The sequence below is a fragment of the Enterococcus sp. AZ197 genome (genome assembly GCF_050556405.1).
GTDB classification, from domain to species: Bacteria; Bacillota; Bacilli; order Lactobacillales; family Enterococcaceae; genus Enterococcus; species Enterococcus faecalis.
The window spans coordinates 642,996-656,418 of record NZ_CP187873.1 but is presented as its reverse complement, the minus strand read 5'-3'; the positions used below and the strand labels follow the sequence as shown (position 1 = coordinate 656,418).

The following is a 13,423-nucleotide window of genomic DNA, read 5'->3' as shown; positions in this document are numbered from 1 at the left end:
TCATCTAGAAATCATAGGCCAAAAGAGCCATTAAGTTATTATAGGAATAGACTTGTTTCGTAACTTTATCACCAAATCCTCCATAAATCGGACTGCTTGAATCCATAATTTGAAAATTATTAAGTACTGTAATTGCCGCACGATACAACTCTTTGTCATTTTCGGCAACACCAATTAAAGCCGCTATCGCATAACTGGCTGCAGATTGATTTTTATCCACGGGCGATCCATTTAAATCATACGAGTTAAATAGCGTTCCTTGCTGAACTTGTTTTCGTACAAAATCAATACTAGTCTGTTTCGCCATACCCACTTCACTTAAATGAACAATCGTTAATAAAGATTCAATAATATTAAGTGTTCCGTTGTTTTCGTATTTATTTGTTTGATGATTAAACTTCGTTTGATAAAGAGGTAAATCATCAGAAATATAGCCATCGTCTATTAATTGGTAATGATATTGCAAATAGTCTGCTGAAATCCCAAATTCTTTGTATAAATAACCCAGCGTAATTAAGTCAATATAAAACAAAGAAGTTTCTGAAGACTGTTGTTTTGATTTACTATCGTAAAAATCAATTAGAATATTATCTTTCATAGAGGTTTTCATAAAACTCTTGCCTAATTTTTTAATTTCTTGATCATACTGATCTGTTTTAAAATGACCCCCTGCTTCAATTAATGAACGAATGATCCGTAAATCATCAATCGAGGCATTGACATTGTATTTATTGCCTTGCTCGTCAATTCGATAACTAAATTGGACGCCGTCGTAAAAGGTGTCTTTCGTCTGCTTGTAAAAATTATCAAAACGTCCCTGCGTATCAAAAGCTAAATTACGCAAATATAGACCCGAAGACTCACTTAGCAATTCATGTCCTGTGGCGACATCTTTGCGTTCAGCATCTGGTAAATAATTGGTTAAAAAGCCGCCGTCTGTTTTGAGCCGGGTTTCAATAAAAAACTTCAACAAATCTTTGCGTTCAGCGGTTTCTTTTGTGTGAAATTCATGTTTTGTTAAAAAATGTTGTTTGTCTGTCGACATTAAGCGTTGAATTTTTGGATTCACTTTTTCCACCTCTACTTTATAGGATTTTTCTCTAAACAAAAGAAAATATCCTCCCAGAAGCACCACGAATACCCCAATAAAAATCCAAAGTTTTCTCTTCATTGTTACGCCTCTTTTCCTCACTTCTTTATTGTCAGTGTACACAAAAGTACTTGTTTTTGCGAAACTTACGCTACCTCTTCAAGCGCAAGAAAAAAAGCAATCCATAAAAATAAAAGGATTGCTTTAACCGTTTCGTCGATCATTTCCTGTCATCGTAATCTCTTTTGACAGATAACGCACACGTTCCATAATTCGTCTGGCTTTTAGCGGCTCTTGTTCTCCTCGTTGCGTCACGGTTAAATGCTCTTCTAAAGCTTTTAAATCTAGATTGGAAGAGAAAAAAGTAACTAATTGTTCTTGCATTCGGTATTGCAAGATTACGCTTAAAACGTCGTCACGAATCCAACTAGTCATGGATTCCGCACCAATGTCATCAATCATTAATATAGGGGATTTTTTTACTGCATCGAGCTTTTCACCAACTTGATCGCGACCAATGGCTTGCTTCATTTCTACTGTAAATGTTGGAAAATGAACAATTGTCGTAGTAAATCCACGTTCTGCTAAAGCATTAGCCATCGCACCTAATAAGAAAGATTTTCCTACACCGAAGGGGCCTTGTAAATAGAGCCCTTTATGAAATTCTTTTGGTGTCGCAGGATATTCTCTTAAAAATTGCATTGCTTCTGCTAACGCTTTGGCTCGACCTTGAGAAGATGGATCGAAATCTCGTAAATTTGCTTCTCGGACATCTTTTGGCATGTCCATTGCCCTTACTCGATTACGAATTTCTTCTTCCTTCTGACGGGCGATTAAATCAGCCGTTGGGACATACGTTACATCAATGTAATGAAAATTCAACATTAATCTTGGCTCATAGCCGGGGGCAATCATTGCCGGATCGTTTACTTGAAATTTCTTTTTTTCTTGAACAAATTCATACAACTTAGCATAACTTTTACGAATATCTTCATCGGTTAAACGCTCTCGGTTTGCTTGTATAAAGGCTTGAACATCTTGATCTTTCAATACTTCGTTAACCAGCTCTTCATATCGTTCATTGATGTCACGCTTCTGGATAATTTTTGACATTTCTTTTCCTACGTCTTCCATCATTGGTCACCTCCTTGGTTTAAAAATTCTTGAATTTGTCGATCTAACTCGGCTTGTTCTGCTGGGGAAAGTTTTGTTTCATCGTTTGGCTGATCTGCCCATTCTGGCAATCGCTCTTGTCGAACAGTTTGGCGTTTCCCTGAATAATTTTGTTGTCGCTGTTTTTGTTTGGTTTGGCTTTGTTTTGCCAATTCTCTGACATGTTCAATTGCTTTTTCTGGTGAATGAATGCCACTTTGTCCCCATTCATTCGCAATTCGATTCACATACTCCGCTTTTAAAGTCGGTTGTTGTTGAATATTGTAAACATAGTTAATCAAAATATTAATCACACTAGTCGGTAAGCCTGATTTAGCAACCAAATATTTCACTAATGAACGTTCTTGTGGTGTCGTATAGCCGCCTCGACTATTTTTTAAAGCTTCTAAATATTGAATAGGCGGATTCTTTTCACTATCCATAATCATTTGAATATCCAGTTCAGAAAAACCATTCATTTTTAATGTGTTATATCGATACGTTTGTTGCTCTTCCACCGTCAATTGTGCTTGCTTGTTTGTCACTACGTTTGTTGGTTGTGGTTTTTTATCAGGATCAAACGCTTGATGAATCGTTCGCACTAATTCCTTAGGCAAAATTCGACTTGTATAATAGTCAAATGATTTCGAAGCAAAGTCTACCATATCTAACTCATTGATGCCATATAATTGATGAAAAACATAGACTTCTTCTTGAAAACTAGCCTCATCTTCAGGCAGTTGTAAACCTAAACGGTGCAAACCTTCCACAAAATAGTGCCAATCAAAAGAATCCGTTGATACAGAAATTTTCTTCGATTTTTCTTTTTGAGAAAAAGTTTCTTGAATCGTTGTCAATCGGTTCGCTTCGGAAACAATTTGTTCTTCTTTAAAGGCATAAACCTCTTGAAAGCTAGCGGAAACATTTTGATAGCCCTCTGTTTTAGTAGGATGCGGTTGGAACTTTTGCACTAATTGATCAAATTTCCGTTGTCCAACCCGGTTAAATAACACTAAAGCTAACACTTCATCTTTAAAAAAACGAGCGGCTGTTTCAGGTGCTTTTAAATAATATAAATAACAATCTCCTAATTCCCGATCTGTTTTTTTATACGTTTCTAGCAACCCAATGCCTTCTAATTTGTAGCAAGCTTCTTCTAATTGTTGACAACTCAAGTCCAGCAAACTAATTAAATCTGCATGAAACAGCGAGCCATTCTCCTCTGAGTCTGTTGTTTCAGATAACAAAAGCCAATATAAACTAAACGCATTGGCGCCGACAATTGGTTGATATAAAAAGGTTAAAACCTCTTTCTCTTGATCAGAAAGCGGTGAATCAATAACCGCTTGAAAAATATTTTTTGGTTGGATTCTTTGCCGATTTCCTTTCAAAGAAAGACCTCCTTTTTAATTTTCTGAGTCAGGAGAAGAAGATTTTGCTTTGTCGACAATGTCCTGTAACTCTTTCAAAAACACGCTCATATCTTTGAATTGTCGATAAACACTCGCAAAGCGGATGTAGGCAATTTCATCTAGATTGACTAAATCTTCCATCACATATTCACCGATAAGCGTTGTAGAGACTTCATTTTCCCCTAAACTACGCACTCGATTTTCAACATTATCGACAATTTGAACCATTTGTTCCATAGCAACGGGTCTTTTTTCCGCAGAGCGAATGAGCCCACGCAAAATTTTATCACGATTAAATTCTTCACGATCCCCATTTTTCTTGATTACAAGTAATGGCGCCGCTTCAATTCTTTCAAATGTAGTGAACCGATAACTGCAATTTTCACATTCACGACGACGGCGAATTGCACGTCCATCATCTGCTTGACGGCTATCAATAACACGGGAATTATTATGATGACATCTTGGACAACGCATAACGTTCACCTCTTCTATTCTGTATAATTTTTGTTGCCTATATTATAACATGAAATTGCGCTATTACTAGGTCTTTAGAACTGGTTCTTAGTTGAATCTTTGCCATTCTTTAATAAAAACAAAGACTTTCACTGTTTTTTCTGAAATTTTCAAAACATTTTACGCCATTTAAAAAATATTCATTTCTTTCCAGTTTGTTCCTCTAGCCACTTCTTCACTTGTTGTTCCGTTTCTTCTCTAGTTCCTTGATTATCAAACACGATATCTGCTCGTTCTTTTTTCATTTCAATCGGCCATTGGCTAGCAATTCGTTGTTGCGCTTCTTCTTCTGTTAATTGGTTTCGGGCCATCAGACGCTCTTTTTGAATCTTTTCTGGTACATATACCACAGCAACTTGATCCATAATCGCCTCATAATGAGCTTCATAAAGCAGAGGAATATCAACAATAACCAGGGCGGCTTTCTTTTTAGCTTCTTCAATTTGACGTAAAATTTCTTTTCTTAAAAAAGGTTTCAACGTTTCATTTAATAGCTCTCTTTTTTGAGGATTAGCGAAAATTAATTGTCCTAATTTTTTCCGATCCAATTCACCAGTTGTTAATACTATTTCTGGTCCGAAAGTTTCAACGATTGCGGCTAAGGCTGGTTGCCCTTTTGCAACAATTTCGCGGGCGATAATGTCGCCGTCAACAATTGGATAACCTGCTTTTTTAAAAAGAGCAACAACCGTACTTTTACCTGTCGCAATCCCTCCTGTAATGCCTAAAACTTTTGTCATTTCAATCGACGACCTTTCAATTGTTGGCATTGTGGACAATAATGCGTACCACGTTGTGCCACTTTTGTTTTAACAATTGGCGTACCACAACGATTGCAAGGTAAGCCTGTTTGCCCATAGACATTCAACGCTACTTGAAAAGTCCCTGCTTCTCCTAACGCGTTTAGATAGGTGCGGATGGTGGTTCCACCTGCTTCAACAGCGCGTGCCAAGACGTCAATGATTGCTTGATACAACGTAGCAACTTCCGCAGGTTTTAAGGAATCTGCTGGTTGTTCTGGATGGATTTGCGCTTGCCAAAGTGCTTCATCTACATAAATATTCCCCAAACCCGTCACTAGCTTTTGATCTAACAGCAATGGCTTAATTGCTTTATGATGCTTTTTCAAGCCTTGTTGAAAAGTAGCTAATTGGAAAACGTCTGGTGTTGGCTCTGGCCCCAAAGCTAAAATCCCTTTATATTGATGACCTTGATTCTTAGGAACCAATGTCATACGCCCAAATTTCCGTACATCTAAATAACGTAATTGCGTGCCATCTGTAAAAGTAAACATTACATGGGTATGTTTGGCAATTTCATCATCAGCCTGATGAAACTCATATTTTCCTTCCATCCGTAAGTGAGAAATCATATCATTATCAGACAATTTAAAAATCAGAAATTTTCCTCTTCGCTCAATCCCTTCAATCGTTTGACCAGCTAATTGACCTTGAAATACATCAACTTCTGGTGATTCAATAATTCTTGGCCAAAAAACAATGACTTCTTGAATGGTTTTTCCTACAACAAGTTTTTCAAGTCCTTTTCGCACTGTTTCTACTTCTGGTAATTCTGGCATTATTTTTGCTCCTTTATATAAAGAGGTCTGAACGCTTAGATATCAACGTCCAGATCCTACTTATCCTTATTTTATTCATCGTTCTTAATGGGTAAGCTATTATTTTGCTTCATACCATGTTTTTCCCCAACTGCTATCGGTGATAAGTGGCACATGTAAGGAAACTGCGTGCTCCATCACTTCTTTGACGAGTTGATTTAATTGTTCTAATTCTGATTCTGGTACTTCAAAAACTAATTCATCGTGCACTTGTAATAACATTGTTGCTTGTAATTTTTCTTCTTTTAAACGACGCGCCATTTCAATCATCGCAATTTTTAAAATATCTGCGGCACTTCCCTGAATCGGTGTATTAATCGCTGTACGTTCAGCGAACGAACGTAGATTAAAGTTTCTTGAATTAATATCACTTAAATAACGACGGCGATGATACAATGTTTCCACATAGCCTTTGTCTTTGGCATCGCGGACAATCTCTTCCATGTACTGTTTCACGCCTGGATATTTTTCAAAATAGGTGTCAATATATTGTTGCGCTTGCTTTCTAGTAATGCCTAAGTTTTGGGACAAGCCATAATCACTGATACCATAGACAATTCCAAAATTCACCGCTTTAGCTTGACGACGCATGTTAGGTGTGACATCTTCTGCTTTTTCAACACCGAAAACTCGCATTGCAGTGCTGGCATGGATATCTTGTCCTTCCACAAACGCTTCTTTTAAATGCTCATCATTAGAAATATGTGCGAGCACACGTAACTCAATTTGAGAGTAATCAGAAGAGAAAATCAACCAATTATCCTCTCTTGGTACGAACGCTTCTCTAATTTTTCGGCCTTCTTCTAAACGGATAGGAATGTTTTGTAAATTGGGATCTACTGAGCTTAATCGTCCTGTTTGGGTCAGTGTTTGTACATACCGAGTATGAATTTTATTATCTGGCTGAATTACTTTTAAGAGTCCTTCAACATAGGTCGATTGAATTTTGGCAATTTGACGATAAGTTAAAATATCTGCCACAATTGGTGCTTGTTCTTTTAGTTGTTCTAAAACATCTACCGCTGTTGAATAGCCAGTTTTCGTCTTTTTGATCACAGGTAAGCCCATTTTTTCAAATAAAATAACGCCTAATTGTTTAGGTGAATTCAAATTAAATTCTTCGCCAGCTTCTGCATAGATTTTTTCTTCGATTTCTTTCAAGCGTTCTGAAAATTCTACTTGCATTTCTTTTAAGCGTGTGGCATCAACACGGATACCAGTTATTTCCATATCGCCTAAAATACGAGAAAGTGGTAATTCCATTTTATAGAATAAATCAGCTTGATTTTTTTCTGTTAATTCGCTATCTAATTTGCTTGTTAAAAATTGAACTGCTTTAATCTTACGTGCTAAATGACCAAAGAAAACTTCTTCGTCCTCTGGCAAGCCTTTTTTGGCCCCTTTTCCATAAATGGCTTCATCAGATTGAATCGCATCATATCCGTAATGTTGTGCTACACCTTCAATATCAGCGTTATTGTCATTGGTATCAAGTAAATAAGCAGCCAATAAAACATCAAAGGCAATCCCTGTCATTTTTCCTACATAGCGATTTAGTGCAACGTACGTCCGTTTTGCATCATAGACATTTTTTTTACGTGTCTCATCCATCAACCAATCGATAAATGGCTGACTTTCAAAAACAGCTAAATTATTCGTGGTATAAATCTTCTTGTCGTTGCCCCAAGCAAGGCCGACAATCGGTGACGTATGATAGTTATCTTCCATCATCTCAACATAAAGAGCCATATCGTCTGTAAACATTTCATTGGTTAACTGATCTTCGACTACTTCAAATAAAATATCTTCCATTTCAACAGGTTCTTCTGTAATGTCCAACTTAGCTAAAAATTGTTTAAAGTCCATTTCTTTATAAAAAGGAACCAATTTTTCTAAGTTTTTCCCTTCATATGCCAAGTCTTCCACATTGACTTCGACTGGTGCATTGACTTCAATTGTCGCTAAACGTTTAGAAAGAAAGGCTTGCTCTTTATCATTAATCAAGTTTTCTTTCATTTTGCTTTTTTTCATTTCATCGATATTCTCATAAACCCCTTCAACTGAGCCATATTGTTTTAACAGCTTAATCGCGGTTTTCTCACCGATTTTCGTTACACCTGGAATGTTATCCGACGTGTCGCCAGCCAACCCTTTCATATCAATAATTTGCTTAGGCGTTAACCCATCATATTTTTCAGCAATATGCTCAGGCGTATATGATTCAATATCGCTAACTCCTTTAACAGTGATATCTACTTTGACAGTGTCCGTCGCTAATTGTGTCAAATCTCGGTCCCCTGATAACACGACAACATCAAATTCATCTTTATCAACTTTGTTGGCTAATGTACCAATAATATCATCTGCTTCATAGTTAGGTAGTTCATAATATTTTACGCCTAAACCTTCTAAAAGTTCACGAATATACGGCATTTGTTCTTTAAATTCCCCCGGTGTTTTTGAACGTCCGGCTTTATATTCTGAATAAAATTCTGTTCTGAATGTGGTTTTCCCTGCATCAAAAGCGACTAAAACATGAGTAGGCATTTCTTTTTGCATTACATTTTCAAACATATTGTTAAACGCATAAATAGCATTTGTATGCAAGCCGTTCTTATTTTTGAATCGTTCTAATGAGTTATGTAGCGCAAAAAATGCACGAAAGGCTACACTGTTTCCATCAACGAGTAATAATTTTTTTTTGGTCATTTTTTTCCCCTCATCTTTAGCAAACTAGTTTCCTTTCTATTTTAACAAAAAACTACAGAATTTGCAGTAGACGGCGATTGCAGAATGAAAGAAAAAGGTATTTGACATAGTTCCTTAGTGACAACTATATCAAATACCAAAATCAATCAGCAATACACGCTGAATCTTCACAAGTATGAGAATCTTTTTACGGCAAAACATTTCCCGCTGCACGATAAATATCGTACCAATCTTCGCGACTAATCACAATGTCTGCTGCTTTAGCAATTTCTTCAATTCTACCAAGATTCATACTTCCTGCGATGACTTGCATATTAGCAGGGTGGCGCAGAATCCAGCTGCTGGCTAAGCCAGTTGGCGTTGTTTGATATTTTTCAGCCAATTCGCTTAATTTTTGATTTAACTCAGGGAATTTTTCATTTCCAATAAAGACACCTTCAAAATAACCATATTGGTACGGTGACCATGCTTGAATAGTCATTTGTTTCAACCGTGAATAATCTAAAATACCATGATCATAATCAATGCTTCCTGATATTTCCATATTTGTTTGTAAGCCTTGATCCACCATGCCAGTATGCTTGATGCCAAATTGTAATTGATTGGCTAATAATGGCTGTTTAACAGCTGTTTTTAAAAGTTCAATTTGTCCTGGCGTTTGGTTACTTACACCAAAATAGCGAACTTTCCCTTGTTTTTCTAATAAATGAAAAGCTTCAGCTACTTCTTCTGGTTCCACTAAAGTATCTGGACGATGCAACAATAATGCATCGACTGAATCTACACCTAAACGCTGTAAACTCCCTTCGACCGCTTCTAAAATATGTGCTTTTGAAAAGTCAAAAAAGCCCTGACGAATCCCACATTTCGTTTGTATAAAAATATCTTCACGACGAATGGTACTTTCTTTTAAGGCCTTACCAAAAATGGTTTCGCAGTCGCCGCCACCATAAATGTCGGCGTGATCAAAAAATGTAATGCCATGATCATAAGCAGTTTCAATTACCTGTTGAGGATTTTCAGCACCATTTAAGCGCATACATCCTAAGATAACCGAAGAAACTGTTTCGTCACTTGTACCAAATTGCAGTTGTTTCATTTTAATATCCTCCTCATCCATTCCTCTTACTTCTTCATTTTAACACTATTTAGACAAAATTGGACTTCTTACGATAGATTCGCTTCGACTTTTTCAAAAAAAGCAGGAGATAATTCCTCTGGCAAATAAACAATTGTCTCAGAAGAAGGCGCTACGTTCATCTGAAACAAATGATTGACAATTAAGAGGTGTGCTTGGTGAAGTTGATACGTTGATTTTCCATGAATAATTGTAATATTCTTTTTTTCACTGAAATAATTTTTTATAGATTGCCCCAGCGCTTGTTCTTTTTCTGGAGGGAAGTCCGTCAACAGGCAAATAATATATTTTTTTTCATATAAAATCGGGTCAAATAAATCTAGGATGTGATAAAAATAGCAACTCGTCAATTCCCGTTCTTTTACTGAAGTAAAGGCTGGGTATAGGCGTTTTAAAAGCCTAATTAGTTTCTGTAATCTGTGCCAAGTTTGATGATAACGTACAGCGAGTGTTTGTTCCTGTTTATGAGCTGGCAACCATGCTTGTCCGTCTAATAAACTATTCATATGCGTACTTAAAAATCGACATAAATGAATTTCTTGATAATTAAAATGATGTTGTGTAAAATTTCTCCTAATTTCTTTCATAATAAAAATAGCTGTTTTTAAGCATAAACTTTCTATTTTCATTTGCTCATGAATAAAATACTTTCGCGCTCTCTTGCCAAAACAACCACCAAAATGTGCTTCAAGAATCACAAATAACGCTTTTTGTTCTTTAAGAGACATAAAAGAAGTGCTCAACACTTCCACACGAAATAAATAAAAAAAAGCACTTGTTTGTTGAAATAAATTAGCATTTGGCACTGAAATTTCATGCCCGCCTCTATATCGTTTCTCCCAAATATAAATTAGCCAACTAAGATGATTCTGTTGTGCTACATTTAAATCCAACTCAAAAAAGGTAATGATTTTCCGAGTCATTTCTCTGTTTTCTTCTAGACAGCTTTCTTGAAAAAACAAATAAAAACAAAGGATTAACTGTCGAATTTGCCATTCATTGCCAGTTAAATCGTAATGTTTTTGACGTACAATAATATCAAAATTAACTAGCCAACGTCGAATATTAGAAAGTTTCTTCCGAAGAGTTGATTCCTGTAATCCCAATACCTGGGTCAATTGTGCATAATTGATTCGCTCTTCAATTAGACAACGTAAAATATAAAATTCGGGAATAAAATAACAAAATTTTTGTCTAAACCGAGCCAAGCCACAAACGCATAATTCACGATATTTTACAATTCCTTTGGTCGTTGTATAAATCTTACAAAGCCCTTCTATCTTAAACGTTTCCTGCTTTTTTTCAAAACGTTGAATGTAACAATGGATGGTTTTGTCGCTCACCTTTAGTTTTTCTGCAGCCATCAAAACAGAAAATGTCTGCTCTTGTTGCAGTAAATCCAACAATTCCAACATATTTTTATGTTCAAAAGACAATAATTCCTTGAAATCCATATATCGTCCCCTTTCACTCCCTTGTTATAAGAATACGTCAAATAAGGCAAAAATTTTTTTAAGAAGAAAAAAATAGAGAACAAAAAGTATTGATTACTTTCCGCTCTCTACAATTATATCGAATTATTTTTTTGAAATATGCAGTGTCATAGCATTTGCTGCTACAATAATTGTACTTAATGACATCAAGACAGCACCTACAGCTGGATTTAAAACAATCCCAAGTGGTGCAAGAACCCCAGCCGCTAAAGGAATGGCGACAATATTGTACCCAGCTCCCCACCAAAGATTTTGGATCATTTTACGTCGTGTTTGTTTGGCTAAATCTAAGAACCTTAAAATATCTTTAGGATCACTATCCGTCAGTACAACATCTGCCGAATCAATCGCTACATCTGTACCAGCGCCTATCGCAATGCCGATTGAAGCACGGGCTAAACTTGGTGCATCATTAATACCGTCTCCTACCATCATGACCTGATGTCCCTCAGTAAGATACTGTTGCACAATTTTTTCTTTATCTTCTGGTAAGAGCTCTGCGTAGTATTCCTTCATTCCTAAATAATTAGCAACTGCACTGGCGGCTGTTTGATTATCTCCTGTTAACATGACTGGCGTAATTCCTTGCGCTTGTAACTCTGCAATAAATGTTTTAGCTTCTGGTTTGACTTTATCTCCTAAAGCAAGCAGTGCGACTAATTGACCAGCGATGATTAAATAGCTCAAGGTATTTCCTTGCTCTTGATAGTTTGTTTTAATTGTTTCATCGAAGGTTAACTGTAACCGTGCAACTTCTTTTTCATTGACTATTTTGACTTCTTGGTTTTGAACAGTAGCAACCAGTCCTACGCCTGATAAAGCTTGCAGATTATGGGCTTCATAAGGTTGAACGGCTTGTTTATTTAAATAGTTCATGATCCCAATTGCCAACGGATGATTTGCATTTTTTTCCAATGCCCCAATATATTTAAGTGCTTCTTCTCTAGTAAACTGCTTACTCATTAATTCTAAGCCAGTAACTGTAAATTGTCCTTCTGTTAAAGTTCCAGTTTTATCCAGCAACACATATTCAACCTTATTGGCTTGTTCTAATGCATTCCGATTTTTTAAAAGTAAGCCATTTTTAGCAGCAATGGAGGTACTTCTAGCAATCACTAAAGGAATTGCTAAGCCTAACGCATGGGGACAGGCAATAATAAAAACTGTAACCATTCGTTCAAATGCTAGAGACAAATCTTTCGTTACGAGTAACCAACCGATAAATGCTAACACACCTACGAATAAGGCAATATAGAATAACCACTTGGCTACACGGTCTGAAATGGATTCTAGTTTTGATTTTTCCGATTGCGCTTGTTTAACCATCTCCATAACTTTTGACAGGTAACTATTTTCACCCGTGCCAGTTACCGAAATTTCAATCATTCCGTTGCCATTGACAGCTCCACCAATCACGGAGTCACCAATGTTTTTTTCTACTGTTTTTGATTCCCCTGTAACCATCGATTCGTCGACTGTTGTGCTTCCTTTCAAAATTTTACCATCTGTCGGAATTTTATCTCCCGAACGAACAATCAAGCGATCGCCTTCTTGGACATCTTGCAAAGGAATTTCTTCTTCCCCATGTTCAGTCATTCGCTTGACTGTGTCAGGCAACAGTTCAGCCATTTTTTTCAAGGCATCACCAGCATTAGAAATAGCATTCATTTCAATCCAATGGCCTAAAAGCATAATAACAATCAGAGTGGCTAATTCCCAGAAAAAGTCCATCACGTGGGCCTGATTCGTAAAATGATTCATGTAAAACGCATATAAGCTGTAAAAATATGATACCGAAATCCCCATCGCAATTAACGTCATCATTGCTGGACTCTTTTGCTGTAATTCCATTCTAGCGCCACTTAAAAATGGTTGTCCACCATAAAAAAATAGCACAGTTGCTAAAATTAAGACCAACCAATCAGAACCTGGAAAAGTAAATTGAAAAGGTAATTGAAAACCCATCATTGGTGAAAGAACAATAATCGGAATAGCTAAAATCAATGACAGCCAGAATTTTTGTTTAAAATTCCCCATATGCATTGAATGGTCCATTCCCTTCATTCCTTCATGTTGGTGTGACATAGCCATTTGTTCATGCGCCATATCATGATTCATGTGATTCATTTTATCGTGGGACATTGTTGGCTGTTTTTCCTGGTGTTGTTCATGATTATGTTTTGCTGACATATGATCCCTTCTCTTCTTAAGTATTTTCATCTTAAGCATAGCACAAGATGAAAATTGTTAGAAATAATTACTTTTTTTAGTTTAGAAAAAAAAAGAGCCGAATTT

At 36.4% G+C, this 13,423-nt stretch carries 10 protein-coding genes; all 10 read right to left on the bottom strand.

Going from position 1 to position 13,423, the window contains the following annotated elements; translation table 11 throughout:
• Positions 1–4: 4 nt before the first annotated feature.
• Positions 5–1,213 (bottom strand): hypothetical protein, encoded by a 1,209-nt coding sequence (locus IGK82_RS03125; RefSeq protein ID WP_002385036.1) that lies wholly within the window; start codon positions 1,211–1,213, stop codon positions 5–7.
• A gap of 81 nt (positions 1,214–1,294) precedes the next feature.
• Positions 1,295–2,224 (bottom strand): primosomal protein DnaI, encoded by a 930-nt coding sequence (gene dnaI, locus IGK82_RS03120; RefSeq protein WP_002370731.1) that lies wholly within the window; start codon positions 2,222–2,224, stop codon positions 1,295–1,297.
• Positions 2,224–3,633 carry a replication initiation and membrane attachment family protein gene (locus IGK82_RS03115; RefSeq protein ID WP_016622794.1) on the bottom strand — a complete coding sequence of 470 codons (1,410 nt, stop codon included), beginning with the start codon at positions 3,631–3,633 and terminating at the stop codon, positions 2,224–2,226. The genes dnaI and IGK82_RS03115 overlap by 1 nt, the downstream gene beginning before the upstream one ends.
• A 15-nt stretch (positions 3,634–3,648) precedes the next feature.
• Positions 3,649–4,131, bottom strand: coding sequence for a transcriptional regulator NrdR (gene nrdR / locus IGK82_RS03110; protein WP_002381296.1), 483 nt, complete (start codon positions 4,129–4,131; stop codon positions 3,649–3,651).
• Between the two features lie 179 nt (positions 4,132–4,310).
• A complete protein-coding gene (coaE, locus tag IGK82_RS03105) occupies positions 4,311–4,910 on the bottom strand; it encodes a dephospho-CoA kinase (RefSeq protein WP_010819276.1) in 600 nt (199 codons plus the stop codon).
• Positions 4,907–5,749 (bottom strand): DNA-formamidopyrimidine glycosylase, encoded by an 843-nt coding sequence (gene mutM, locus IGK82_RS03100; RefSeq protein ID WP_002355756.1) that lies wholly within the window; start codon positions 5,747–5,749, stop codon positions 4,907–4,909. The genes coaE and mutM overlap by 4 nt, the downstream gene beginning before the upstream one ends.
• 99 nt (positions 5,750–5,848) lie before the next feature.
• Complete coding sequence (gene polA / locus IGK82_RS03095) at positions 5,849–8,497, bottom strand: DNA polymerase I (protein WP_016622796.1); 2,649 nt, start codon at positions 8,495–8,497, stop codon at positions 5,849–5,851.
• 187 nt (positions 8,498–8,684) lie between these two features.
• Positions 8,685–9,596, bottom strand: coding sequence for an aldo/keto reductase (locus IGK82_RS03090; protein WP_002355754.1), 912 nt, complete (start codon positions 9,594–9,596; stop codon positions 8,685–8,687).
• A 68-nt stretch (positions 9,597–9,664) separates the two neighbouring features.
• Positions 9,665–11,089, bottom strand: a complete 1,425-nt coding sequence (locus tag IGK82_RS03085; protein WP_010819799.1) for a helix-turn-helix domain-containing protein — start codon at positions 11,087–11,089, stop codon at positions 9,665–9,667.
• Positions 11,090–11,212: 123 nt separating this feature from the next.
• Positions 11,213–13,357 carry a heavy metal translocating P-type ATPase gene (locus tag IGK82_RS03080; protein WP_002364734.1) on the bottom strand — a complete coding sequence of 715 codons (2,145 nt, stop codon included), beginning with the start codon at positions 13,355–13,357 and terminating at the stop codon, positions 11,213–11,215.
• Positions 13,358–13,423 lie beyond the last annotated feature (66 nt).